The sequence below is a fragment of the Acidimicrobiales bacterium genome (assembly GCA_033344915.1).
Taxonomy (GTDB): domain Bacteria; phylum Actinomycetota; class Acidimicrobiia; order Acidimicrobiales; family Aldehydirespiratoraceae; genus JAJRXC01.
In genome coordinates this window covers 4,413,870-4,438,534 of record JAWPML010000001.1, presented here as the reverse complement: position 1 = coordinate 4,438,534, position 24,665 = coordinate 4,413,870, and the positions used below count along the sequence as shown (strand labels likewise).

The following is a 24,665-nucleotide window of genomic DNA, read 5'->3' as shown; positions in this document are numbered from 1 at the left end:
GGATGCGGCTGACGTCCACCGCGGGCGAGATCATCGACCGGTCCACGGTCCTCGCGTTCACGTGGAACGGGAAGAAGCTCGAAGGCTTCGCGGGCGACACGATCGCGTCGGCGCTCCTCGCCAACGGCGTGACCGTGCTGAGCCGGTCGATGAAATACCACCGTCCCCGCGGCGTCTTGACCGCTGACTTCTGGGATCCGAACGCGACCGTGCAGGTCGGCGACGAGCCCAACGTACGGGCCGCTCACCGTCGGCTCGAGGCCGGAATGGCCGTGACGGCCCAGAACACGTGGCCGTCGCTGCGGGTCGACGCGAAGGCGGCGAACGGGCTCGTCGGTCGGTTCCTCACCGCCGGCTTCTACTACAAGACGTTCATGAAGCCGGCCGCACTGTGGCCCCGCTACGAGAAGGTGCTGGCCACGTTCGCCCCCGGCGGCCGCGTCGATCTCGACACCGCGCACGGCTATCACGACAAGCGCTACGCCCACCCCGACGTGGTGGTGGCGGGGGGCGGGCCGGCCGGGCTCGCCGCCGCGATCGCGGCCGTCGAGGGTGGCGCCTCGGTCATGCTCGTCGAGCACGAGTACCAGGTCGGTGGTCATCTGTGCTGGGGCACGGACGACGACCGGGCCGTCGCGGCGCGGCTGCGCGTCGAAGCCGAAACGCTCGGGGTCGAGATCCTGACCGACTCGACGGTCACGGGCCGCTACGAGGACAACTGGATCGCGATCGCCCAGCGCAGTCACCCGATCGCGGTCGAACGCCTGATCAAGGCGCGGGCGAAGACGCTCGTCGTCGCCGCGGGCACCATCGAGCGGCCCTACGTGTTCGCCGGCAACGACCTCCCCGGCGTGATGACCTCCGGCGCGGTCCTGCGGCTGATTCGGATGTACGGCGTGAAGCCGGGGAGCCGCGCGGTGGTCCTCAGTGCGAACGCGTCGGGCGACGCCGCGATCGACGCGCTGGCCGACGCCGGCGTCGACGTCGCCCACGTGATCCGACCCGACGATGCCGCCGCGCTGGCAAAGGCCACCGGCTCGAAGCGGGCACTGCGCCGGGTCCACCTCACGGACGGCACCACGATCGAGGCGGACCTCCTCGTCACCGCGGTTGGGTGGACGGCCCCGACGACACTGCTCAACATGGCCGGCGACCGGCCGGTTTACGACCCGGCCGCGGCCCGCTTCTTCCCGGGCACGCCGCCCGACAACGTGCTCGCGACCGGTGGCATCGCGGGCGACGGCTCTCGTGACCAGCTGATCGCCCACGGCCGGGCGACGGGCGCGCTCGCCGCCGCCCGCGCCGCGGTCGTTCGCCACCGACTCCAGGCGACGACCGCCCGGGCCGTCGCCGTCGACGGGCCCGAGCGGGTCTTCCCGGACGACGATCGTGCGCCGCTGGCGCGCGCCCCGCACCCCGAGCTGTACCGGGCGTCGACCCACGGGATCGTCGACTACTCCGAGGACGTCTCGTCGAAGGACCTGGTCGGCGCGGCCGACGAGGGATTCGATTCCGTCGAGCTCCTCAAGCGGTTCACCACCGCGACGATGGGTCCGTCGCAGGGGAAGCTCGAGACGGTCAACACGGTCGCCGTCCTCGCCGAGGCACGGGGCGAGACGATCGCCGAGGTCGGCACCACGGTGTGGCGGCCGCCCTACGCCCCGATCACGCTCGGCGCCCTCGGAGGTCGGGTGTTCGAACCCGTGCGGGTGTCATCCATCCAGCCCTGGCACGAGGCCAACGGGGCCACACCGATCCTCGCGGGTCAGTGGATCCGCCCGGAGCACTACGGCGACCCCGCCGAGGAGGTGCGCAACACCCGGACCAACGTCGGGATCACCGATGTCACGCCGCTCGGCAAGCTGGACCTCCAGGGGCCCGACGTGGCGAAGCTGCTCAGCCTGCTCTACACGAACAAGTGGATGCAGCTCGCCGTCGGGGGCGTCCGCTACGGGATCATGTGTGCCGAGGACGGCGTGGTGCTCGACGACGGCGTCACCGGTCGGCTGGGCGACGAGCACTACCTGATGACCACCACCTCCTCCGGCGCGGCGACGGTGTGGAACTGGATCGAGATGTGGCTCCAGACGGAGCGTCCGGACTGGCAGGTCCACGTCACTCCGGTCACCACCGGGCTCACGTCGATCAACATCGCCGGCCCCCGATCCCGCGAGCTGCTCGGCCGGCTGACCGACGACATCGACCTGGATCCGGAGGCGTTCGGCTACATGCAGGTCCGCACCGGCGCGATCGCCGGGGTCGACGAATGCATCACCTGGCGGATCGGCTTCACCGGGGAGCTCTCCTACGAGATCCACGTACCGTCCCAGCACGGGCTCCACGTGTGGGAGCAGTTGCTCGACCGGGGCGCCGACCTCGGCGTGTCACCGTTCGGCCTCGAGGCGCAGCGGATCATGCGGCTCGAGAAGGGCCACTTCATCGTGGGCCAGGACACCGACGGTCTGAGCAAGGCGCCGACCACCGCGATGTCGCCCCTCCTGAAGCTCGACAAGGACGACTTCGCCGGCAAGCCCGAGGTCGCCTGGTCGCTCGACGAGCCCTACCCGGTCATCGTCGCGGTGCAGCCGACCGACCCGACGGTCGTGCCCGAAGAGGCATGCCAGATCCTGCGCGACGGGACCAACGAGATCGTCGGCCGGATCACGTCGTCGCGGTTCTCGCCCACGCTCGACCGGTCGATCTGCCTCGCCCAGGTCGCCCCGGAGTTCGCGGGCGCCGGAACCGAGCTGACGGTGCTGCTCGTGAGTGGCGAGCGCGTCACCGCCCGGGTGATGGAACACCACGCCCACTTCGACCCGGAGGGGAACCGGCTCCGTGGCTGATCTCACCCTGACCGACCTCACCGCCACCACGAAGACGACCATCCGGGCCGCGGACGGCACCGGCGCGGCGAGCGCCCTCGGCCTGCCGTTCGGGTCGGCGGCGCGGACGGAGAACGGCGACCTGGTCGTCCACATCCGCCCCGACGAGTGGCTGATCCTCGGCTCGGCGGCGACGGTCGACGCCCTCGATCTCTCCGGGTTCGTCAGCCGGATCGACACCACCCACTCGCGGCTGCTGTTCCGGCTGACCGGCGCGGAGGCCGCCCGGGTGATGGAGAAGGTGTGCTCGCTCGACTTCGCCGACCACATGACGCCGGACGGCGCCTGCGCCGGCGCATCGGTCGCGAAGGTGACCTGCGACATCGTGCGCGATGACGTGTCGTTCGGAGATGCGGCGGGAACCCGCTCCTATCTGATCCTCGCCGACACCTCGTACCGCGACTACCTGCGGGGCGCGCTCGACGACGCCATGACGGAGTTTCACAGAGTGCGCTGACACCACCGGCTGCCCTACGGTCGCGCCATGGAACCGGGACAATTCGAGGGGACCATCAGCCGTTGGCGCTACGACGCCGAGCCGTGGTGGCCCGACCCGGTCCGGCCCGCCGAGGACGCGCCGAACGTCGTGGTCGTGCTCCTCGACGACGTCGGCTTCGCCCAGACCGGCCCCTACGGCTCCGACATCGAGACGCCGACGATCGACCGGCTCGCCGCCGGCGGGTTGACGTTCACGAACTTCCACACGACTGCCCTGTGCTCGCCCACCCGGGCCTGTCTGCTGACGGGCCGCAACCACCATTCCGTCGGTATGGGCCGCATCACCGATCTCGCCACCGGGTTTCCCGGCTACGACGCCACCATCTCGCGGGCCAACGGCTTCCTGCCCGAGATGCTCGTCCCCGCGGGCTATGCGGCGACGATGGTGGGCAAGTGGCACCTGACCCCGCGCGACCTCCAGCACCTCGGCGCCGACCGCACGACCTGGCCCCTCGGCCGGGGCTTCCAACGGTGGTACGGCTTCTTCGAGGGCGAGAACCACCAGTTCGGCCCGTCGTTGATGCACGACAACCATCAGGTGCCGCCGCCCGGCGGATACGACGACGGCTACCACCTCACCGAGGACATGATCGACCACGCGATCGACCATGTGACCGACGTGCGCAATGCCGACCCCGACAAGCCGTTCCTGCTGTATGTCGCTCCCGGCGCCTGCCACTCCCCGCACCAGGCGCCGCCCCGCTGGCTCGAGCACTACCGCGGCCGGTTCGACGACGGGTGGGACGCCTGGCGCGAGGCCTGCTTCGAGCGCCAGGTCGAGACGGGGATCCTGCCCGCCCACGCCGAGCTCTCGGCCCGCCCCGACTGGGTCCCGGCGTGGGACGACCTCAGCGACGACGAGCGCCGGGTGTCGGCCCGCTACATGGAGGCGTTCGCCGCCATGCTCAGCCACACCGACGAGCAGCTCGGCCGCCTCGTCGACCACCTCGAGACGACGGGGGATCTCGACAACACGCTGATCATGGTCCTCAGCGACAACGGCGCGAGCTCCGAGGGCGGCGTCGGCGGATCGCTCAACGACATCCGCCAGTGGAACGGCCTCGGCACGTCGTTGCGCGAGGCGGTCGAACGCATCGACGAGATCGGCGGTCCCCGGATCCACAACAACTATCCGTGGGGGTGGACGGTGGCCGGCAACACCCCGTTCCGGCGGTGGAAGCGGGAGGTCCACGAAGGCGGCGTCGCCGACCCCCTCGTCGTCCACTGGCCGGCCGGCATCGCGGACCGCGGTGAGCTCCGCCACCAGTACGTCCACGCCATCGATCTGGCGCCCACGGTCCTCGAGGCCTGCGGCGTCGCCGCGCCGGACGCCATCGGCGGCGTCGACCAGCGTCCGATCGAGGGCGTGTCGCTGCGTGCGGTGCTCGACGACGCCGACGCCGACGAGATCCGGACGCTCCAGTACTACGAGATGCTCGGCTGCCGGGCGCTGTACCGCGACGGCATGAAGGCGGTCACCTACCACGAGATCCAGGCCGAGGAGCCCCGGCTGAGCGACGAGCGCTGGGAGCTCTACGACGTGCGGGCCGACCCGGCCGAGAACCACGATCTCGCGGCCGAGCGACCCGACGAGCTCGCCGAGATGGTCGAGCTCTGGTGGGCCGAGGCCGAGAAGCACCAGGTGCTCCCGGTCGACAACCGGCCGTTCAGCGAATGGACGACCGAGCGCCCGATCTCGACCGGGACGCGCGAGCACTATGTCTACCGACCGAGCTCGGGGATGGTGCCCGAGGAGACCGCCGCGGACGTCCGCAATCGCACGCATCGCGTGATCGCGGAGGTGGTCGTGGCCGACGGCGCGGCGGCCGACGGCAGCATCGTCAGCCAGGGGAACCTGCTCGGCGGGTGGTGCCTGTTCGCCGACGCCGGGCGGTTGGTGTGGCACTGCAACGTGGCGTCACGGCGTATCCATCGGGTCGACGCCGCCGTCGACCTGACACCGGGTCGTCACCGGATCGAGCTCGCCTACGACAAGACGACCGACATCGGGGGCCGGGCCACGCTGCTGGTCGACGGCGAGGAGGTCGCGACCGGCGACGTGTCGTGGCACTGTCTGACCCGCTGGTCGATGACGGGCGCCGGTCTGCGCGTCGGGACCGTCGATCCGCTCCCACCCGCCGACGACGCCGGCGCGGCGCGGGTCTTCTCCGGCACGATCGACACGGTGACGATCGAGGTGGACGGCACGGCGCATGCGGACCCGGAGTCCGACGTGGCCACCGCGATCGCCGCCCAATAGCAGCGACCGCTGGCTGGCGGCTGTGCCACGGGCGGTTACCGAGCGGTACCCTCGACGGCCATGGTTGGAACGCACGTCAAGTTCGGTGCCCTCGAGATCGCCCCGATTCTCCACGACTTCGTCGAGAGCCGACTCACCCCCGACAGCGGCGTGAGCGCGCCCGACTTCTGGGCCGCGCTGGAGGCAATCGTCGCCGACCTCGGCCCGCGCAACGCGACGCTGCTCGCCCGCCGCGACGATCTCCAGGCCCGGATCGACAAGTGGCACCGAGCCAACCGCGACAGCCACGACCACGCCGCCTACGTCGAGTTCCTCCGCGGTCTCGGCTATCTCGACGACGCACCGGCCGACGTCGCCATCCAGACCACGAACGTGGACATCGAGATCACCTCCGTCGCCGGCCCCCAGCTCGTCGTGCCCCTCGACAACTCGCGCTACGCCCTCAACGCGGCCAACGCCCGCTGGGGCAGCTTCTACGACGCGCTCTACGGCACCGACGTGATCAGTGACGACGACGGCGCCGAGGCGGGCCGCGGCTACAACCCCGTGCGGGGGGCCAAGGTGATCGCCCACGCCCGGGCGTTCCTCGACACGCACTTCCCGCTCGCAACGGGCAGCCATGTCGACGCGACCGGCTACTCGGTCGTCGACGGCGCCCTGGTCGTCGCGCTCGGCGACGACACCACGGGCCTCGCCGACCCGACCCAGTTCGTCGGCCACGCCGGAGACGCCGCCGATCCCCGCTCGGTTCTCGTCCGCAAGCATGGGCTCCACGCCGACATCCGCATCGATCGCACCGACACGATCGGGAAGGACGACGCTGCCGGCATCGCCGACATCGATCTCGAGTCCGCCGTGTCCACGATCATGGACTGCGAGGACTCCGTGTCGGCCGTGGACGCCGACGACAAGGTCGTCGTCTACGGCAACTGGCTCGGCCTGATGCGGGGCGACCTGGTGAGCACGTTCCAGAAGGGCGGCGAGACGATGGAACGCACCCTCAACGGAGACCGCCACTACACCGCGGCCGACGGCTCCGACCTCACGCTCCAGGGTCGGTCGCTCATGCTCGTGCGCAACGTCGGCCATCACCTCACCACCGACGCGGTGACCCACGAGGGCGCGCCGATCCCCGAGACGATCCTCGATGCGATGGTCACCGCCCTCGCCGGCAAGCACGACCTGCTCGGCAACGGGTCGTTCCGCAACAGCCGCCAGGGCTCGATCTACATCGTCAAGCCGAAGATGCACGGCCCGGACGAGGTCGCCTGGGCGTGTGACCTCTTCAGCCGGGTCGAGGACGCGCTCGGCCTCGACCGCCACACGCTCAAGATGGGGATCATGGACGAGGAGCGACGCACGTCGCTCAACCTCGCCGCTGCCATCGAGCAGGCCAAGGACCGCATCGTCTTCATCAACACCGGCTTCCTCGATCGCACCGGCGACGAGATCCACACCGATATGGAAGCCGGCCCCGTCCTGCCGAAGGGCGAGATGAAGGGTGCCACCTGGCTGCTCGCCTACGAAGACGCCAACGTCGACACCGGTCTCGCCTGTGGGCTGCAGAACCGGGCGCAGATCGGCAAGGGCATGTGGGCCAAGCCGTCCGAGATGGCCGAGATGGTGGAGACGAAGGTCGGGCATCCGTCGGCCGGCGCCACCTGCGCCTGGGTGCCGTCGCCGACCGCGGCGACCCTGCACGCCACCCACTACTTCGACGTGAACGTCGCCGCTCGCCAGGAGGAGCTGCTGTCGCGCACACCGCGTGCGGTCGACGACCTCACCGCGATCCCGTTGCTGGATCGCGACCTCACCCCCGAGCAGGTCCAGATCGAGCTCGAGAACAACTGCCAGTCGATCCTCGGCTACATCGTCCGCTGGGTCGGTCTCGGCGTCGGATGTTCGACCGTGCCCGACATCGAGGACGTCGGGTTGATGGAGGATCTGGCGACGCTGCGGATCTCCAGCCAGCACGTCGCGAACTGGCTGCACCACGGCGTCCTCACCGAGGACCAGGTGCGCGATGCGATGGGCCGCATGGCCGCAAAGGTCGACGAGCAGAACGCCGACGACCCCGAGTACCCGGCGATGGCGGCAGACCTGGCGGGTTCGATCCCGTTCAACGCCGCGCTCGAACTCGTACTCGGCGGCCGCGACGAGCACAACGGCTACACCGAACGCATCCTCCGCAAGAACCGCCGCGCCATGAAGGCCGCCGCCACCACCTGACCCCCGGGCCCCGGACCCCCGGGCCGCCCACACAAGCAATCTCTGGTCACCAAAGGGTCGAACCGGCGCCGTTTTCGGCCGATCAATCGACCCTTTGGTGACCAGAGATTGCAGGGGGTGGGGGTGCGACGTTGTCGACCCAGGCGCGGACGGTCGCCCACGCGGCAGCGACCTCGGGGATGTACGTCCCCATGCCCTGAAAGCCCTGGGCGACGGCGGGGACGACGTCGACCGTCGCCGCGTCGGACCGCGCTGCGACCACATGAGCACCGGGCAGACAGGGGTCGACCTCGCCTGTCTGGAGGAGCATCGGCGGGAGCCCGCGGAGATCCGCATTGACGACCGAGACCAGCGGGTCGGCGGGGTCGCCGCTCGGGCCGACATAGTCACGCGCCCGCAGCCGCATCCAGTCCGGGTTCACGAACGGGTCCTCGTTGGCGGCGGCAGTCACACCGTCGGCGACGAGGTCGTACCAGCCCCCGAAGCCGACGAACCCGGCCGGCAACGGCCGACCCGCGTCGCGCTGGCGGACCATGGTTGCCACGGCCATGCCGCCGCCACAGCTGTCCCCCATGAAGAGCGTGCGCGTCGGGTCGTGACCCTCGGCGAGCAACATCTCGTGGGCCGCGACCAGTTCGTCGAGCTGGGTCGGAAACCGCGTTTCGGGGGCGAGTGAGTACTCGACGACGAACACCGCGAGGCCGCACTCGAGGGCGACGCTCGCGGCCCAGAAGGCGCACATCTCGGCCGTCGACGTGACGAACCCGCCGGAGTGGGCGAACAGGACGACACGGTCGTCACCGCCGTCCGAGGGCCGGATCCACAACCCGAGGTCGTGCGGTTCGAGGGTCACCCCGTCACCGACCGGCTGACCGTGCACGAAGTCGAACTTGGCGCGGATCTCCTCGAGCGAATCGGCCGGATTCGAGAAGTCCGGGGGGATCAGCTCGACGATCGCTTCGTACTCGTCGCTCCCACGGGCGCGCACCATGTCAGAGCACGACCGACGGGTCGGGCACGAGATCCCGGGCCAGCCACTGGAACTGGCGCCATCCCACATGCCACGGGCCGAGCGTGGCCTCGACCTCCTTGGCCGCCTCGTCGCTGATCGCCGGGGCGTCCGGTGCCTTCACGTGGACCTCGGCGACCCGCTCGGCCATCACGAACCAGCCGACGGCCTCCGCCGGCGAGTGTCCACCCGTCAGCAGCCCGTGGTTGCGCAGGATGCAGACCTTGTTGGTGCCGAGCGCCTCGGCGATCCGATAGCCGCCGTCCGTCGTCAGCACCTCGAGATCCTGACCCTCGTAGAGCGCCTGATCGAACACGAGCGCGCACGACTCCTGACTGATGGCCCGGAACGGCTGCACGTTGGCCGACCACGGCGTGCCGAAGCCCGTGTGGGTGTGGGCGGCGGACGCGAGGTGGGGGTGGGTGTCCAGGATCGGATGATGGATGCAGTAGCCCGCGTGGTTGATGCCGTTCTCCGTCGGGCCCATCACGCCCGAACCATCGGGGCCGATCAGCGTCAGGTTGTGGATCGTCGCCGCCCAGAACGGGATGCCGTAGCCGAGCACCCAGAAGTGATCGGTGAGGATCGGGTCCCGGGCGGTGATGTGGCCGTCGCCGAGCTGCCCCCACCGCATCCGGGCGAAGATGCGGTAGCCGATCGCGACCTCCCACTTCCGGAGAAGACGCAACTCGTCGAGATCATCGATCTCGGGCGGCGTCATGTCGTAGGTGATGTCCGGATACCGGTCGAGCGCGAGCGCCATCGCCCGAGCGTAGAGCGCGGCTCAGATGCCGGGTAGTCCCTGCTGATCCTGTTCGTGGTTCAACAGCCAGCGCTTCGTGTCGAGTCCGCCGGCGAATCCGGTGAGGGACCCGTCGGCGCCGACGATGCGATGGCACGGGAGGATCACGGGGATCGGGTTGCGGCCGTTCGCCGCGCCGACCGCCCGGAACGCCCCCGGACGGCCGATCGCGTCGGCCTGCTCGCCATAGCTCCGCGTCTCGCCGTAGGGCACGGTCGCCAACGCCCGCCAGGCATCGACCTGGAAGTCGGTGCCCTGCAGGTCGAGGGGCACGTCGAAGTCGCGCCGCTCGCCGGCGAAGTACTCACCGAGCTGCGTGGCGGCCCGCTCGAGCGTCGGATCGTCGGTGACCTCGGGCAGATCGGGTGCCAGACCGACGTCAGCGGGCTCCTGGCCCTCGAAGAGGACGAAGGCCAGACCGGCCTCCGAGGCGACGAGGGTGAGCTCACCGATGGGACTCTCGATGTGACGGATGTTCATGACTGCTCCCGGGTGAGGGGGTCGGACAGGCTCGCCCAGAGGTGCTGGGCGGCCAACGATCGGTGCGGACTCCACGCGGCCGCGAGGTCGTCGACCTCGTCGGCGCTCGGCGGCTCGTCACGGTCCAGCAGAGCGCCGACCGCGTGACGGATGCCGAGGTCACCCGACGGTAGAACGTCCGGGTCGCGGGTGGCCCGCATGGCGACGACATCGGCCGTCCACGGCCCGATACCGGGCACGCCGAGGAGCTGGTCGCGCACTGCGGGGCCGGCTGACAGGTCGACGGTGCCGTCGAGGACGGCGGCGGCGAGAGCGGCGATCGTGCGGACGCGCGATCCCGGCATGCCGAGGCCGTCCGGGTCGAGGTCGACCAGGGCGTCCGCGGTCGGGAACAGCCGGTCGAGGCCCAGCACGGCGCCGGGCAGCCGAGCGCCGTGACGTTCGACGATGCGCCCGGTGACGGTGGTCGCACCCACGACGGACACCTGTTGACCGACGATGACCCGCACCGCGGTCTCGAACCGATCCCAGCCACCGACGACCCGGAGCCCGCGCTGGCGCCGGACGATCGGAGCGATCAGCGGGTCCGCCAGGAGGTGGTCCTCCGCAGCCCGCACATCGTCGTCGAGGCCGAACATGGATCGGACCCGGGCGACGTCGTCGATGATCGAGTCGAACGTGGGGAGGTGGGCGGTGAGCTCGAGATGGGCGTCCGTGCCGGCGAGGTCCACCTCGATGACGCCGGGATTGCCGCAGACCTCGAGCGTCCGCCGATACACGGATCCGTCCACGAGTTCGACACCCGGGGTGACCCGGGGCCGCAGGTGCCGAAGCGCCGCTTCGCGGTCGAGCGGCTCGACGAACGGGAGCCGGAGACGGAGTCCGCCATCCGCAGTCATCACATCACCGCCGCGGCGCTTCTTGCGCAGTTCGCTCGGTGTGAACCGGAAGATCGCCTCGACGACGCGCGACATCTGGCGGACGCTGCCGAACCCGGCCGCGCCGGCGATCACCGGCATCGAGAGATCGGTCTCGTCCAGCAGCCGGCGGGCGAAATGGGCCCGCCGCGACCGACCGACGAACGCCGGCGTCGCGCCGACATGCAGCTCGAAGAGCCGGCGCAGCTGGCGGGTCGAGTAGCCGACCCGGTCGGCGAGGGCAGCCTCGTCGAAGCGGTCCAGGAAGCCGTCGCTGATCAGCCCGAGCGCCGTCGCGACCGCCGCGGGCACGCCGGCCGGTGGCGTCGGCGGGAGGTGTCGATCGGGGCGGCACCGCAGGCACGACCGGTAGCCGGCGGCCTCCGCCGCGACCGGCGAGGCGAACGGCGAGACGTTCTTCGGGTCCGGACGGGCGCTGCAGCTCGGCCGGCAGTAGATGCCGGTGGTCGCCACCGCGCTGACCGTCGTTTCTCGCGTTGCCATGTCCGCAGTATGCCCGACGTCCTCGGACATATTCGGACATCCGTGGGAACCGGGAGAAGGGACAGGTGTCTGACCCCGCGTCCCATCTCAGGCGAGGATGGCGCGGACCTCGGCGACGAGCTGCGGGTTGTGGCCGGCGATGTCGATCAGGAATTCGTCGACCTCGGCGTCGGTGAGCTCCCGCGCAGAGAGACCGTCGGCGTCGAAACGGGCAAGCCCGTTGCCGTGCAGCATCCACACGCCACGGTCGTCGTTGATCCCCGCCATGATGCCGGTGTTGAACGGGCTCCAGCCCCGCGTCTTCTCGTTCGCCGCCTCGGTGGCGTCGTAGTCGAGGTCGCCGAGGATCCGACACGGGATCCGAAACGCCGGGTCGGGCGTCGGATGATCGAACAGCCAACCGTTCTCGTCGCAACGCACGGTGGTCTCGTAGCCGAAGTACGACACGACCGCCGTTTCGCCGTGGACCATCGGCGCGGGCACGTCGCCGTGGATGGCCGTGTCGACGATGAACCGCTGCCCGTCGATCGTGACGATCGTCGTGCCGTGGTTCTTCTCCCCGTCGAACATGGACGCCGCGGTGAGCTGGGCGTCGAACCCGAGCCCGACCAGCAGCGCGTGCAGCGCGTTGTTGCTTCCCCAACAGGTGGCACCGGCGCCGGTGAGCTGCCACGCGGCGAAGAAGTCGGCCGGCTCGATCCCCGGGAGTTGCGGAAGATCGAAGTGCATCGCCACGAGCTTGCGGAGATTGTCGAAGGGCACGTTGCGGCACCACGCGGAGTAGAGCGACGTGAGGCCTTCGAGATCGGCGCCCGGGCGGGACGCGAACCCGAGACGTTCGGTGATCTCGTCGATCGCTGTCTCCGTAAGGGGAACGATTGCCATCGCGAAACTCTGACACGCCGCGCCCGGGTGTGTCCGCTCCCAGCTGCTACGAATGTCGCCGTGCACGACCCCATCACCGGCGAGAACGAGATGTCGGCCGAGGCCATTCTCCCGGTCCGGTGATGCGTCTCTCCGTCCTCGACCAGTCACCGGTGCCGGCGGGCTCCACCGCGGGCGACGCCCTGCGCAACTCGATCGACCTCGCGGTGCGCTGCGAATCGTTCGGCTGCCATCGCTACTGGGTCGCGGAGCACCACAACACGGGCGGTCTCGCCGGGTCTGCACCGGAGATCCTCATCGGCCACATCGCCGCCGCCACGTCGACGATGCGCATCGGATCGGGTGGCGTGATGATGCCGCACTACGCGCCGTTGAAGATCGCGGAGAACTTCCGGATGCTCGCGAGCCTGCACCCCGGCCGCATCGATCTGGGCATCGGCCGCGCCCCCGGATCCGATCCCGTCACCATGCACGCGCTGGCCCCGGATCATCAGCCGATCTCGATCCAGAAGTACCCCTCGATGGTCGCGGAGCTCGACGGCTTCCTCCACGACTCCCTGCCCGCCGACAGCCCCTTCCGCGGCCGCGTCCAGGCAACGCCGGTGCCACCGGAAGCCCCGGCGTTGTGGCTCCTCGCGTCCAGCCCCGACAGCGCCACCTATGCGGCCCACTTCGGGCTTCCGCTGGCGTTCGCCGACTTCATCGCCCAGACCGACGGCGTGCCGATCGTCGAGGCCTACCGGGAGAACTACCGGCCGAGCGAACGACATCCGGAGCCCCAGGTGCTCGTGGCGGCGAGCGTCATCTGCGCAGACACCCACGAGGGGGCCGAGGAGCTCGCCGCCGGCGTGAAGCTGTGGCGCCAGCGCGGTCTCCAGGGACCGATCCCCTCACCCCAGGAGGTGCGTGACCATGTCGACGGCCCGCTCGCCGTACCCCCGAGCCGCAAGCCGATCATCGTCGGCAACCCGTCGACGGTCGCGACGAACGTGCGGGCGATGGCCGACCGCTACGGCGCCGACGAGTTCATGGCCGTCACCATCACCTGGGACCACGAGGCGCGGGTTCGCAGCTACGAACTGCTCGCCGACCGGCTCCTACGCTGAGAACCAGTTGGCGTGGAAGCCGAACGGCATCCGTTGGGGCACCTTCACGGTTGCGATCGGCCCCGCTTCGATGTCGCGGGCGTCGAGCACGATGACCGAGCTCTGACCGGTGCCACTGTCGTGCATCGAGTTGACGATCCAGCCGTCGTCCTCGGCTGATCCGTCGGGGTCGGGGGCGAACACTCCCTCACCGACGTGGCCGTCGTCGCCGCTGTACCAGAGCGTCCGGGCCCCGGTGGAGGTGTCGTACTTCACCACCGTGTCGAAGTCGCCGGCCGCGCCCTCTCTGGTGAAGCCGGACATGTAGAGACAGTTGGTCTCTCGCCCGGTGAGGTCATCGTTGAAACGGCAGAACTCACCGTTGAAGTCGTCGAAGTACTCGCTGCCGGCCGTGCCCTTCTCGAGATCGATCCAGTAGGTCGCCGGACAACCGGCGCCGCTCTCGACACCGCTGCCCTTCTCCGAGGTCTCGGCCTCGATACCGAAGTCGACCTCCTCGAAACGCACGCCCGCGAGCTCGATGCGGTTGCCGTTCTCCCAGGCATTCCAGAAGTGCTGGACGTGCGATGTGGGCACCTCGAACCAGCGGACGTCCTCGGCGTCGCCGTGGCGGGGGATGACCCCGAGTCGGGTGCCGTTCTCGCGGCGCCACTGCACCATCGGCTCGCCGTTCGCGAGGCCTTCCATGTTGAACACGATGGGGCTGTCCATGAAGACCGCGTAGTTCTCGGTGATCAACATGTCGTGCATCATCACGGGGGCCGGCATGTCGATCCCGACGGTCTTCACGATCCGGCCCGCCGCGTCCACCACGTAGTACGTGAGGTACGGCGCGAAGAAGTTGTACGCGAAGAAGAACATCTCGCCGGTGAACGGGTCGATGCGGGGGTGGGCGGTCATCGCTCCGCTGAGCGCGCCGTGGAAGTCCCACTCGCCGACGGTCGTGAGGTCCGGCGCGATCTCGGTCGGGAGGCCCTGCTCCCACAACGCCAGGATCTTCCCGGCATGGCGGACGATGTGGGTGTTCGCCGGGTTCTTCACCGGTCCGGCGTCACCGACCAGTTCCTTCGGCGGGAAGTTCATCACGTCGCTGAGGCCGGGGTAGACCGCGCGGCCGAGGTTCATCTCCGCGACGAGCCCGCGTGAGCGGATCCAGCGGTTGCGGTAGGACGCCTTGCCGTCGAGGAAGTCGACCCCGTGGAGCATGCCGTCGCCGTCGAACATGTGGTACTTGCCGATCGGCTCGAACATCGGGTTCGGCCCGTTACGCACGAAGGACCCTCGCAGGCCCTCGGGGATCTCACCGATCACCTCGCACTCGTCGGCCTCGACCTCTCGGTCGACGGGGAACATGTCCCCGCGGAGATCGAGCTGATCGACAGCGTTGGTGACATGGCCGGTGAGCGTCATGTTGGGCCTTTCGGGGGCAGTGTGGTTAACAGTGTTAACCAGCGAGTGGGAGACACGCAACTCGCCACCGTCAGGGCGAGACCATCCCGCCGCGCACCATGCGCACGGCGTGATCGACCAGCTCGTCCGCCGACATGAGCCCGAGGCGGGCGAGCTGCTGGACGGCCCCGGAGATGCTGTTCAAGACCACGGCGGGATCGGGGTGCGCACCGATCTCGCCTCGAGCGAGGGCCGCCGCGAGCACCGTCGCGAACGCATCCTCGGGGGGTTGCACATGGCGTTCGAGGGTGTCGTTCCAGAGTTCGGCGTCGATGCGGAAGGCCTCCTGCAACCCGGGTAGGCCGCGGAGGAACTCCGGGCGGAGGTTCAGCTCCACGTGCTGCTCCATGAGCAATCGCAGATCCGCTTCGAACGAGCCTGTGTCGGGGAGCTCGAAGTCGACGACGTCCTCGAAGATGGCGTCGCGCACCAACGCGGCCTTCGACGACCACGTGCGATGGATGTACTTCCGGTACGAGTCCGCTTCGGTCGCGACCGCCTCGAACGTCATGTCCGCGTAGCCGTCGCGGATCAGGACCCGTCGAGTGGCGTCCAGCACGGCTCGTCGGTTCGCATCGATGGGCGGACGTCCGCGGCGGTTCGTCGGTCGCCCACTGTCGGCCGGGTCGAGCGCTCGTTCCCCCACTTCTCCGACCATAGCTGGATTATGTCCCACCGCGGGACATAGACTCTCCCGATCCGGTCACTTTCCTGGAGGACAGACATGACCACGCAACGACGCAGCCTGCTCGGGCTGCTCGCGCTCCTGCTCAGCTTCGTACTCGTCGCCGCGGCGTGCGGTGACGACACCGAGGTCGGAACCGACGGCACGGACGGCGTCATCGTCGACAATGGTGACGACGACGGCGACGACGGCACCACCGACCCCGGCACCACCGATGACGGCTCCGACGACGGCGCCGATGACGACGGCGCCGACGACGGCTCCACCGGGCTGACCGCGTCCTCGAAGGGCGTGACCGAGTCCGAGATCCACGTCGGCGTGTCCCTGCTGGACTTCCAGGCCCTCGTCGACCTCGGCCTGAGTGCCGCCGGTTGGGGCGATCAGATCGCGTACTGGGACATCATGATCGAGGACGTCAACGCCAACGGCGGCGTCCTCGGCCGTGACATCGTGCCCGTCTACGAGATGTACTCCGCGATCGACCCGGCCGACGCCGACCGTGTCTGCTCGGCGCTCACCGAGGACAACGACGTCTTCGCCGTGCTCGGCGGCTTCGTCGGTCCCCTCGCCGGCACCGTCGATCCGTGCATCACCGGTCTCAACAACACGATCCTCGTCGGCGGCGACCAGACCGACGACGAGCTCGAGGCGTCGAACGCCCCGTGGTACCAGCCGGGTCAGGCGGCCAACGCCTCCAACGTGATCCTGCTCAACCTGCTCGAGCAGGACGGCCGCCTCGACGGCCAGACGGTGTTCGTCATGGCCGGCCTCGCCGACGAGGCGAGCCACGACTCGGTGATCCAGCAGCTCCAGGACCGCGGCGTCGAGGTGGTCGGTGACGGCATCATCGTCGCCCCCGACGGCGACACCGCCGCCCAGGACACCGAACTCGGCATCATGACCGAGCGGATCAAGGAGCTCGGCGCCACCGCCGTCTACATCCACGGCAACCCGTCGTCGAGCATCCGCGGACTGGCCAACGCCGGCCTCAACACCGAGCTGAACATCTGGACGAACAACCCGTCCGGTCTGAACAACCTCGGTGAGACGATCATCGACAACTCCGTCGCCGACGGGGTCATCACCGTCTCCGGTCCGACCGACACCTTCATCTGGGAAGACCCCGCCTATCAGTCCGAGTGCAGTGATGTCGTCGCGGCTGCGCTTCCCGACGCCGACATCCGTCCGCCGCTGGACTACGCCGAGGAGGAGGAGAACCTCTTCAACGGCATCCGCTACGGCTGTCGGCTGATCCATCTGTTCGTCGACATCGCGGAGGCCGCCGGTGAGGACCTCACCCCGGAGACCTTCGTCGCCGGGGCGGAGTCGCTCACGGACTTCTCGTTCCCGGGCTCGCCGAACGCATCGCTCGGTCCGGACAAGCTGTTCGCGGACGACATGTTCGCCCTCGCGGCGTACGACAGCACCGCGGGCGACGGCCAGGCCGTGCCGCTCGACGATCTCGTCGACATCTTCGGCTGACCGCCGGACCGCACCGCGCTACGGGTACACCTCGGGGTCGTCGAGCGGGACGTTGAGCCACTCCACCATCTGGCGGACGGTCTCGTATGCCTCGGCGCGCGCGTCGGCGGTGTCGGCCTGCTCGGCCGCGACGAACGGCTCGCGCAGCCGCCTCGCCATGCGAGGACCCAGCTCGAGCAGGCCACCACTCCCCTCGCTCGCCCACTTGGCGAGGATGTAGTGCACGACGGCGCCCACCGGGACATCGATCGCGTTGCTCAGGTTCCGGATCGTGTGCAGCGGGTCGAGATGCGCATATGCCGCGATGTCCGCCTTGAAGTTGGCGTCCGGATCGTCGTCGGGCCACGGGCCGGTCCACCCCTCGAGCCGAAGCAGGTTCTCGTCGCGATCCTCGCTCACACGCCCTCCGGGCCGGGTTTCAGCAGTCGTACCAGCATGCCCCATCGGGCAGGAGTCGATCGGCTTCGTCAGGGCCCCAGGAGTCACGGGGATAGGTGGCGACGGGCGGCGCACCGGTGAGGACGGGCTCCACCACGCGCCACGATTCCTCCACGCCGTCCTGGCGGGCGAACAGGCGGGCATCGCCGGCGAGCGCGTCGCCGAGCAGCCGCTCGTAGGCCTCCGCTCCGTCGCCGCCGAGCGCCTCCTCGTAGTCGACCTCGAGGTCCACGGGTCGAGCCATCATCCCGAGACCGGGCACCTTGGCCTGCATGGTCAGGCTGATCATCTCGTCGGGCTTCATCCGGAAACGGAGGAGGTTCGCGCTGGGCTCGCCACCATCGTCGAAGATCGCACTCGGCGGCTCCTCGAACTCGATGACCGCCTCCGTGACAGTCTTGGCCATGCCCTTGCCGGCGCGGATCACGAACGGGACGCCGGCCCAGCGCCAGTTGTCGATGTGCAAGCGGACGCACACGAAGGTCTCCGTGTCGGAGCCTTCGGCAACGCCGTCCTCCTCGAGATAGCCGTCGTACTGGCCGCGGACGATGTCATCGGCGGTCAACGCCCGGGTCGCCCGCATGACCTTGACCTTCTCGTCGCGCAGCGCATCGGGATGGCCGGACACCGGCGGCTCCATGGCCAGCAACGAGACGATCTGCAGGAGGTGGTTCTGCACGACGTCGCGCAGCGCCCCGACGTCGTCGTAGAACCCGCCACGTCCCTCGATGCCGAACGCCTCCGCCATCGTGACCTGGACCGACGCGATGTGGTTCCGGTTCCACACCGGCTCCATGATCGCGTTCGCGAAGCGGAACACCATGAGGTTCTGCACCGGCTCCTTCCCGAGGAAGTGATCGATGCGGAAGACCTGGGACTCGTCGAAATGACGGTGCAGGATCTCGTTCAGCTCCATCGCCGATGCCTGGTCGCGACCGAAGGGCTTCTCCACCACGATCCGGCCACCGTGGTTGAGGCCGACCGTGGCGAGCCCGCGGGCGACATCGTCGAACAGTGATGGCGGGATCGCGAGGTAGGCCACGGGTCGTTCGGCACCGTCGAGCGACGCGGCGAGCCGGGCGAACAGATCGTCGTCGCGATAGTCGCCGCTGACGAAACGCAGCCGGGCGAGCAGCCGATCGACGATCGCCGAGTCCACCTCGCCGCCGAACTCGGCGAGCGCGGCGCGGCCGTGCTCGCGGAAGCCCTCGTCGTCGAAGTCCGTGCGACCGACGCCGACGACGGGCACGTCGAGGCGTCCGCCCTTCTCGAGTTGGTACAGCGCGGGGAAGAGCTTGCGCCGCGACAGGTCACCGCTCGCACCGAAGAGGACGAGGACATCACCGGGCGACGCCATCAGTCGTCCCCGCCGGACTTCTCGAGGTGACCGCCGAACGCATGCCGCATGGCCGACAGCACCTTGCCCGCGGTCTCGTCGTTCCCGCGACTGGCGAAGCGCTGGTGGACCGCCGCGGTGAGCACGGAGGCGGGCACGCCGACGTCGATCGCCGCCTGCGCCGTCCAGCGCCCCTCCCCGGAGTCGCTCACGTGTCCCTCGTAGGCGTCGAGCTGCGGGTCGCGGGCCAACGCCCCCGCCGTGAGATCGAGGAGCCACGAGCCGATGACCGAACCTCGGCGCCACACCTCGGCGATCGCCCCGAGGTCGAACTCGTAGCGGTACGCGGTCGGATTGCGCAGCGGCGCAGTCTCGGCATCCACCTCTCGGTCCTCGCGGCCGAGGTCGGCATGGTCGAGCAGGTTCAACCCCTCGGCGATCGCCGCCATCATCCCGTACTCGATCCCGTTGTGGACCATCTTCACGAAGTGGCCGGCGCCGCTCGGCCCGCAGTGGAGCCACCCCTTCTCGGCGGGGACCGGGGCTCCCGTTCGCCCCGGCGTCCGCGGCGCCGCCTCCGGGCCCGGCGAGATCGTGTCGAGGATCGGGGTGAGAAGCGCCACCGCCTCGTCGGTGCCGCCGACCATCAGGCAGTAGCCGCGTTCGAGACCGTGCACGCCACCGCTCGTACCGATGTCGACGTACGCGATGCCGCGCGCGGCGAGGGCGGCCGAACGGGTGAGATCGTCGTTCCAGTTCGAGTTGCCGCCGTCGATGATGACGTCGCCTTCGTCGAGCACGGCGGCGACAGCATCGACGACCGCCCCCGTCACCGCGGCGGGCACCATGATCCACACCACACGCGGCCCGCCGAGCGCGGCCGCGAGCGCGCCGAGGCTCGGCGCCGCGATCGCGCCCTCGTCGGCGAGATCGGCGATGGCCGCCGCGTCGAGGTCGTTGACCACGACCTCGTGTCCCCCCGCCATCAGACGACGCGAGAGATCGCCGCCCATTCGTCCCAGCCCGACCATTCCGATGCGCATCGGCTCATCCTTGCAGCCCACCGTCCGCTGCGGGATGCGATCGTTCTCGTCCGACCGAATTCCGCGTCGGTGTCGCTCGGCAGCGAGACTCGCAGGGATGACCACGAGTCGACCGCCTGATCCCACGCTCGCGCCGCCGTCGCCTGCGGGAACGCTCGCGGCCGGCGCGTTCGTCGTTCCCCTGATCTTCTGGATCGGTACCGACGAGTCGTTCATCGCACCGAAGCTCGTGGCCGCATCGATCGCCGCGCTCATCGCCGCCGTCCGGTTGGGGCGCTCCGGCTGGGCGACGCTGCGTCACTCGTCAGCCACCACGATCGATCTCGCCGTCGGGGCGTGGCTCGTGCTGGTGCTCGTCAGCTTCCTCGGGTCCGTCGACCAGTCGCAGAGCTGGTGGGGCGAGCGATTCAACCGGCAGGGCGTGTTCGCCGCGCTGGTCTACGGCGCCACGTTCGCCGTCGCCCGCACCGCACTCGTGACCACCACCCGGGTGCTGCTCGTCCTGCGGGCCGCATCGTTCGCCGGTCTCCTCGTCGGACTCTACGCGATCGTCCAACGACTCGGCGCCGACCCGATCTGGGACGACATCCCGGCCGATCGCGTGTTCTCCACGGTGGGCCAGACGAACTCCCTCGGTGCGGCCCTCGCACTCGTGCTGCCCCTCTCGGTCGGCCTGGCGCTGGCGGGCGGGGTGCTCCCCCGGATCCACGCGGTGGCCGCCGTCGTGGAGCTCGTCGCTCTCGGCCTGACGCTGAGCCGGGGCGCGTACCTCGCCCTCGTCATCGCCACGCTCATGCTCGGGCTCTTCGTGCTGCTCCACCGCGGGTGGCGGTGGCAGGGGGCTGCGGCGGTTGCCATCGCCGCCACGATGGCCGCGGGAATCGCCGCCGTCCTGCTTCCCGGCGTCGACGATGTGTCGAGTCGGGTGATCGACCGGGCGACCCACGAGGACGAATGGTCGACCGGTTCGATCCGCAACCACCTGGATCTCTGGATCGTCGCCGGGCACATCATCGCCGACCAGCCGATCGTCGGCACCGGTCCGGACACCTACCCCGTGGTGTTCGGCGATCATCGCGACGACGTGCTCTCCGAGTCCTCGGCCCGGCGGCTGCGCGTTTTCCGCGTCGAGAGCCCGCACAACATCGTGCTCGCGACCGCGCAGGGGTCAGGCATCCCGGCCGCGTTCGCACAGCTCGTCGCGCTCGGGGCCGCGGTCGCCCTCGCGGTCCGCCGCGGGTTGGGCGGAGCGGACGCGCCGGTCATCTGGTTCGCGCTCGCCACCGCACTGGTCGGCGGCTTCGCCGCGTCGATGTTCATCACCGCAGACTTCACGACGACATGGCTCACGTGGCTCCTCCTCGGTGCGGTCTCCGGCGTGGCAGCGCGGTCGGCACTCGGACGACCGTCGCTCTAACGTCGCCTCCCATGGCCCGCCGACTCGTCGCCCTCGTCACCAGCCTCGCGCTGCTCGCCACGGCGTGTGGTGACGATGCCGGACCGGAGGGCCAGGACGCCACGACCACCTCGACCGGCTCGCCGACCTCCACCCTGGAACCCACGACGACCGGCGCCACCACGTCGGAGGTAGCGCCCGACCCGCTGGTCGGCCTCGCGTGGCTCGATGGCGGGGCAAACGACCACGTCCTGATCGACACCCGAACCGCCGCGGAGTTCGAGACCGGCCACATCGAGGGCGCTCGGAACCTGTCCGCAACCGCCCTCAATCGCCCTGGCGGAGACGTGCCCTACCAGCTCGGCGATGCCGACACGGTCAGTGCCGCGCTCGGCGCGGCCGGCATCACGCCCGACGACACGCTGGTCCTCTACGACGCCGACGGCAGCCTCTACGCGGCGCGGGTCTACTGGGCGCTCACCTACTACGGACATGACGACCTCCGGATCCTGGACGGCGGGCTGACGGTCTGGGCCGCCGACGGCCGTGAGATCGCGACCGGTCCGGCCGACCCGATCGAGACGACGACATACGAGATCACCACGGAGCGCACCGAGCTCCGGCTCGAGCTTCCCGACGTCACCGAAGCTCTCGCCGGCGGGCTCGTGTCCTTTGCCGATGCTCGCTCGCCCGGCGAGTTCGACGGCTCGATCGAGCTCGCCGACCAGAACGGCCATCTCCCCGGTGCGGCGAACGTCGACTACCTCACGACGATCGGCGACGACGGCCGGTTCCGATCCGAGGACGAGCTCCGGGCGATCTACGACGCGGCGGGCCTCGGACCCGACGACCCCGTGGTCACCTATTGCCTGGTCGGCGCGCGGGCCGCCCACAGCTGGTTCGTCCTCTCCGAGATCCTCGGCTACCCGTCGGTGGCGCTCTACGACGGGTCGTGGCAGGAGTACGGGAACACGCCGGGCGTCGACGTGGAAGGGTGAACGCATGAACGTCCTCGTCCTCGACGGGCCGGCATGACGATGCGGGCCCTGCTGTTCGGCACGACGCCGGAGCCGGCTCGCGCCCTGCCCGGGGCCAGCCCGCTGGAGGTCGCGCTGGCATCGACGCCGATGGACCTGGTCGACCTGCCCGATCCCGCGTTCCTGCGCCCCGACTGGGCGGTGATCCGACCCCGGCTGACCGGCATCTGCGGGTCCGACGCGAAGCAGGTCTTCATGGACTGGGGCGACATGAGCGCCGACAACCCGATGATCGACTTCACCTCGTTCCCCCATGTGCTCGGCCACGAGGTGGTGGCCGACGTCGTGGCGCTGGGGCCGGACGCGACCGGCGTGGAGGTCGGCGACCGGGTGGTCCTCGACCCCTGGCTCGGATGCATTCCCCGCGGGGTCGCCGAGCCGTGTCCGGCCTGCGTGGCGGGCGACAACGCCCTGTGCTGGAACTTCCGGGTCGGGCCGATCGCCCCGGGTATCCACAGCGGCACGTCGTCCGACGCGAGCGGCGGCTTCGCCGAGCTGATGCCCGCGCACCCGTCGATGCTGCACCCGGTACCCGACACGGTGTCGGACGAGCACGCGGTCCTTGCCGACCCCTTCTCGGTGTCGCTGCACTCCGTCACCCGCCACCCGCCACCGGAGAACGGACGGGCGCTCGTCTACGGCGCCGGCGCCCTGGGGTCAAGCGCGATCGTGGCGCTCCGGGCGCTGTTCCCGAACACCGAGATCGGCGTCGTCGCCCGCTTCGAGGCGCAGGCCGACCTCGCCCGCCGCCTCGGCGCGCACCGGGTGTTCGCCCACGAACCGCTCGGGCCGCTCATCGAGGAGATCGCCGAGTGGTCCGGCGGCGTGCTGCACGGCGACCACGAACTCCCGATGGCGCACCCCGGCGGTGTCGACGTCGTCTACGACACCATCAGTCGCCGCGAGAGCCTCGAGGTGGCCAGCCGCGTGCTGCGCGCCCGCGGCACCATCGTGAAGTCCGGCGTGCACGGTCACACCCCCTGGGAGTGGACGCCGCTCTACTTCAAGGAGCTCGCCTGGGTGGGGTCCAACGCCTTCGGCGTCGAGGAGGTCGACGGCGAGCGGGCCCACGCGATCGACCACTACCTCCGCCTGACCGCCGAGGGACGCGTCGACCTGCGCCCGATGCTCACCCACACCCGGCCGCTCGAGGCCTGGCGCGACGCCTTCGGCCTGCTCGCCGACCAGGCCGCCTCGGGCGCGGTGAAGGTGGCCTTCGACCAGCGCTGACCCCGCCCAGCCACACGGAAGAGAAATCTCTGGTCACAAAAGGGTCGCCCAGACGCACCGAATCGGCCACCACCAGCAATCTCTGGTCACCAAAGGGTCACGCGACCGAAACGAGCATCCGGCGGATCTGACCCGTGACCGCCCATGGCGTGTGCTTGAGGTCGTGCCATGTGAAACGGAGGACCCGCCAGCCGAGCTCGACGAGCTCGTTCTGGCGCACACGATCACCACGAAACGCCTCCGGCGTCGTGTGCGGCTCGAGTCCGTCGTACTCGAGCGCGAGCATCTCCCGCGGATAGGCCATGTCGATGCGCCGCTGGCGGCCGGCTCTGGTCCGCACCGGATACTGGCAGACCGGGAGCGGGAGCCCGGCCTGATGGATCAGCCGAAGGAGGTCGATCTCCGGGCCCGATTCGGCGGCTTCGGCATCGGTCGGCAAGCTCTCCAACGCGGCATCGAGGCTTCCGACTCCCGTGCGGCCGTGCTCGCCGACCCGCCGTCGGATCCCCTGCAGCTCGGCTCGCGTGACCTGCTCGATCGCGAGCGCGTGGTCGACGAGGCGCGACACTTCAGCCGACCCGAGGACGAGGCCGGCATCGACGAGGGACCGCGCCGGTGTCGTCACCTCCATGCCGCGCACGACCATGATGTCGCGCTCGATCAGATCCACACTCCGGTGCACGATGACGCCGTCGAGGCGTGATCGTGCGGGGTGGCGGACGGCAACCTCGATCTCGTCGTCGACAGAGCGCATGCCGTGGAGGCGGAGCGCGCTGCGATGGGTGGCCACCCGACGCGCTCCCGGAGCGAGCAGCGCGGCTCGCACCATCTGCTCCCACGACAAGGGGTCGGAGCCGACGGCGAAGACGCCCCGGTGGAGGGGCACGAGATCCCCGTTTCGAACCAGGGTTCGTCGTGCGGCCTTCGTGACGCCGAGCGTCTCGAGGTGCTGGGTTGTGAGGAGGCCTTCATGACTCGTGGCCATCCGAACGAGACG

Annotated in this window: 20 protein-coding genes; 9 read left to right on the top strand and 11 right to left on the bottom strand. The window is 69.8% G+C overall.

Annotated features, from left to right (window positions below; translation table 11 throughout):
- The first annotated feature begins 2 nt into the window (after window positions 1-2).
- From R8F63_21675 to R8F63_21660, 4 genes are read left to right on the top strand one after another with little or no spacing between them, the layout of a single operon-like run.
- On the top strand, window positions 3-2,843 hold the full coding sequence (locus R8F63_21675; protein ID MDW3221226.1) for a 2Fe-2S iron-sulfur cluster-binding protein: 2,841 nt from the start codon (window positions 3-5) through the stop codon (window positions 2,841-2,843).
- Window positions 2,836-3,339, top strand: coding sequence for a hypothetical protein (locus R8F63_21670; protein MDW3221225.1), 504 nt, complete (start codon window positions 2,836-2,838; stop codon window positions 3,337-3,339). The genes R8F63_21675 and R8F63_21670 overlap by 8 nt, the downstream gene beginning before the upstream one ends.
- A gap of 27 nt (window positions 3,340-3,366) precedes the next feature.
- The gene (locus R8F63_21665) at window positions 3,367-5,640 is read left to right on the top strand and encodes an arylsulfatase (protein ID MDW3221224.1); all 2,274 of its coding nucleotides are present in this window, start codon (window positions 3,367-3,369) and stop codon (window positions 5,638-5,640) included.
- A gap of 60 nt (window positions 5,641-5,700) precedes the next feature.
- Window positions 5,701-7,869 carry a malate synthase G gene (locus tag R8F63_21660; protein MDW3221223.1) on the top strand — a complete coding sequence of 723 codons (2,169 nt, stop codon included), beginning with the start codon at window positions 5,701-5,703 and terminating at the stop codon, window positions 7,867-7,869.
- Window positions 7,870-7,951: 82 nt separating this feature from the next.
- Here R8F63_21660 and R8F63_21655 read toward each other — a convergent pair whose 3' ends face one another.
- From R8F63_21655 to R8F63_21635, 5 genes are all read right to left on the bottom strand, one after another.
- Window positions 7,952-8,860 carry an alpha/beta hydrolase fold domain-containing protein gene (locus tag R8F63_21655; GenBank protein MDW3221222.1) on the bottom strand — a complete coding sequence of 303 codons (909 nt, stop codon included), beginning with the start codon at window positions 8,858-8,860 and terminating at the stop codon, window positions 7,952-7,954.
- Window position 8,861: 1 nt separating this feature from the next.
- Window positions 8,862-9,641 carry a class II aldolase/adducin family protein gene (locus R8F63_21650; protein ID MDW3221221.1) on the bottom strand — a complete coding sequence of 260 codons (780 nt, stop codon included), beginning with the start codon at window positions 9,639-9,641 and terminating at the stop codon, window positions 8,862-8,864.
- Between the two features lie 21 nt (window positions 9,642-9,662).
- Complete coding sequence (locus tag R8F63_21645) at window positions 9,663-10,160, bottom strand: methylated-DNA--[protein]-cysteine S-methyltransferase (protein ID MDW3221220.1); 498 nt, start codon at window positions 10,158-10,160, stop codon at window positions 9,663-9,665.
- The gene (locus R8F63_21640; GenBank protein MDW3221219.1) at window positions 10,157-11,581 is read right to left on the bottom strand and encodes an AlkA N-terminal domain-containing protein; all 1,425 of its coding nucleotides are present in this window, start codon (window positions 11,579-11,581) and stop codon (window positions 10,157-10,159) included. Before R8F63_21640 ends, R8F63_21645 begins: the two co-directional genes overlap by 4 nt.
- A gap of 87 nt (window positions 11,582-11,668) precedes the next feature.
- Complete coding sequence (locus R8F63_21635; GenBank protein ID MDW3221218.1) at window positions 11,669-12,466, bottom strand: arylamine N-acetyltransferase; 798 nt, start codon at window positions 12,464-12,466, stop codon at window positions 11,669-11,671.
- A gap of 122 nt (window positions 12,467-12,588) precedes the next feature.
- Here R8F63_21635 and R8F63_21630 point away from each other — a divergent pair, with 122 nt between their 5' ends.
- Window positions 12,589-13,572: an LLM class flavin-dependent oxidoreductase gene (locus R8F63_21630; GenBank protein MDW3221217.1), complete on the top strand. Its 984-nt coding sequence runs from the start codon at window positions 12,589-12,591 to the stop codon at window positions 13,570-13,572.
- Here R8F63_21630 and R8F63_21625 read toward each other — a convergent pair.
- Both R8F63_21625 and R8F63_21620 read right to left on the bottom strand, forming a co-directional pair.
- Window positions 13,564-14,982, bottom strand: a complete 1,419-nt coding sequence (locus tag R8F63_21625) for a carotenoid oxygenase family protein (protein MDW3221216.1) — start codon at window positions 14,980-14,982, stop codon at window positions 13,564-13,566. The two genes, R8F63_21630 and R8F63_21625, sit on opposite strands and share 9 nt — an antisense overlap.
- Before the next feature lie 70 nt (window positions 14,983-15,052).
- Window positions 15,053-15,667 carry a TetR/AcrR family transcriptional regulator C-terminal ligand-binding domain-containing protein gene (locus R8F63_21620; GenBank protein ID MDW3221215.1) on the bottom strand — a complete coding sequence of 205 codons (615 nt, stop codon included), beginning with the start codon at window positions 15,665-15,667 and terminating at the stop codon, window positions 15,053-15,055.
- 78 nt (window positions 15,668-15,745) lie between these two features.
- Here R8F63_21620 and R8F63_21615 point away from each other — a divergent pair, with 78 nt between their 5' ends.
- Complete coding sequence (locus R8F63_21615) at window positions 15,746-17,188, top strand: ABC transporter substrate-binding protein (protein MDW3221214.1); 1,443 nt, start codon at window positions 15,746-15,748, stop codon at window positions 17,186-17,188.
- An 18-nt stretch (window positions 17,189-17,206) separates the two neighbouring features.
- On the opposite strand, the gene R8F63_21610 is transcribed toward R8F63_21615, so the two are convergent.
- From R8F63_21610 to gnd, 3 genes are read right to left on the bottom strand one after another with little or no spacing between them, the layout of a single operon-like run.
- Window positions 17,207-17,587 (bottom strand): DUF6027 family protein, encoded by a 381-nt coding sequence (locus R8F63_21610; protein ID MDW3221213.1) that lies wholly within the window; start codon window positions 17,585-17,587, stop codon window positions 17,207-17,209.
- Window positions 17,588-17,606: 19 nt separating this feature from the next.
- Complete coding sequence (gene zwf / locus R8F63_21605; GenBank protein ID MDW3221212.1) at window positions 17,607-18,983, bottom strand: glucose-6-phosphate dehydrogenase; 1,377 nt, start codon at window positions 18,981-18,983, stop codon at window positions 17,607-17,609.
- Window positions 18,983-20,005 (bottom strand): decarboxylating 6-phosphogluconate dehydrogenase, encoded by a 1,023-nt coding sequence (gene gnd, locus R8F63_21600; GenBank protein MDW3221211.1) that lies wholly within the window; start codon window positions 20,003-20,005, stop codon window positions 18,983-18,985. Before gnd ends, zwf begins: the two co-directional genes overlap by 1 nt.
- Before the next feature lie 97 nt (window positions 20,006-20,102).
- On the opposite strand from gnd, the gene R8F63_21595 reads away from it, so the two are divergent.
- Genes R8F63_21595 through R8F63_21585 form a run of 3 tightly spaced genes read left to right on the top strand, consistent with a single transcriptional unit; the run spans window position 20,103 to window position 23,668 of the window.
- Window positions 20,103-21,422: an O-antigen ligase family protein gene (locus R8F63_21595; GenBank protein MDW3221210.1), complete on the top strand. Its 1,320-nt coding sequence runs from the start codon at window positions 20,103-20,105 to the stop codon at window positions 21,420-21,422.
- Window positions 21,423-21,433: 11 nt separating this feature from the next.
- Window positions 21,434-22,399 (top strand): sulfurtransferase, encoded by a 966-nt coding sequence (locus tag R8F63_21590; protein MDW3221209.1) that lies wholly within the window; start codon window positions 21,434-21,436, stop codon window positions 22,397-22,399.
- Between the two features lie 33 nt (window positions 22,400-22,432).
- Window positions 22,433-23,668 carry an alcohol dehydrogenase catalytic domain-containing protein gene (locus R8F63_21585; GenBank protein MDW3221208.1) on the top strand — a complete coding sequence of 412 codons (1,236 nt, stop codon included), beginning with the start codon at window positions 22,433-22,435 and terminating at the stop codon, window positions 23,666-23,668.
- Window positions 23,669-23,765: 97 nt separating this feature from the next.
- On the opposite strand, the gene R8F63_21580 is transcribed toward R8F63_21585, so the two are convergent.
- Window positions 23,766-24,653, bottom strand: coding sequence for an AbiEi antitoxin N-terminal domain-containing protein (locus R8F63_21580; protein MDW3221207.1), 888 nt, complete (start codon window positions 24,651-24,653; stop codon window positions 23,766-23,768).
- Window positions 24,654-24,665: the final 12 nt, after the last annotated feature.

Excerpts from the sequence above, each read along its gene's own strand:
- R8F63_21675 (MDW3221226.1), top strand. The coding sequence starts at position 3 with ATGCGGCTGACGTCCACCGCGGGCGAGATCATCGACCGGTCCACGGTC.
- R8F63_21665 (MDW3221224.1), top strand. The coding sequence starts at position 3,367 with ATGGAACCGGGACAATTCGAGGGGACCATCAGCCGTTGGCGCTACGAC.
- R8F63_21660 (MDW3221223.1), top strand. The coding sequence starts at position 5,701 with ATGGTTGGAACGCACGTCAAGTTCGGTGCCCTCGAGATCGCCCCGATT.
- R8F63_21655 (MDW3221222.1), bottom strand. The coding sequence starts at position 8,860 with ATGGTGCGCGCCCGTGGGAGCGACGAGTACGAAGCGATCGTCGAGCTG.
- R8F63_21650 (MDW3221221.1), bottom strand. The coding sequence starts at position 9,641 with ATGGCGCTCGCGCTCGACCGGTATCCGGACATCACCTACGACATGACG.
- R8F63_21645 (MDW3221220.1), bottom strand. The coding sequence starts at position 10,160 with ATGAACATCCGTCACATCGAGAGTCCCATCGGTGAGCTCACCCTCGTC.
- R8F63_21640 (MDW3221219.1), bottom strand. The coding sequence starts at position 11,581 with ATGGCAACGCGAGAAACGACGGTCAGCGCGGTGGCGACCACCGGCATC.
- R8F63_21635 (MDW3221218.1), bottom strand. The coding sequence starts at position 12,466 with ATGGCAATCGTTCCCCTTACGGAGACAGCGATCGACGAGATCACCGAA.
- R8F63_21630 (MDW3221217.1), top strand. The coding sequence starts at position 12,589 with ATGCGTCTCTCCGTCCTCGACCAGTCACCGGTGCCGGCGGGCTCCACC.
- R8F63_21625 (MDW3221216.1), bottom strand. The coding sequence starts at position 14,982 with ATGACGCTCACCGGCCATGTCACCAACGCTGTCGATCAGCTCGATCTC.
- R8F63_21615 (MDW3221214.1), top strand. The coding sequence starts at position 15,746 with ATGACCACGCAACGACGCAGCCTGCTCGGGCTGCTCGCGCTCCTGCTC.
- zwf (MDW3221212.1), bottom strand. The coding sequence starts at position 18,983 with ATGGCGTCGCCCGGTGATGTCCTCGTCCTCTTCGGTGCGAGCGGTGAC.
- gnd (MDW3221211.1), bottom strand. The coding sequence starts at position 20,005 with ATGCGCATCGGAATGGTCGGGCTGGGACGAATGGGCGGCGATCTCTCG.
- R8F63_21595 (MDW3221210.1), top strand. The coding sequence starts at position 20,103 with ATGACCACGAGTCGACCGCCTGATCCCACGCTCGCGCCGCCGTCGCCT.
- R8F63_21590 (MDW3221209.1), top strand. The coding sequence starts at position 21,434 with ATGGCCCGCCGACTCGTCGCCCTCGTCACCAGCCTCGCGCTGCTCGCC.
- R8F63_21585 (MDW3221208.1), top strand. The coding sequence starts at position 22,433 with ATGACGATGCGGGCCCTGCTGTTCGGCACGACGCCGGAGCCGGCTCGC.
- R8F63_21580 (MDW3221207.1), bottom strand. The coding sequence starts at position 24,653 with ATGGCCACGAGTCATGAAGGCCTCCTCACAACCCAGCACCTCGAGACG.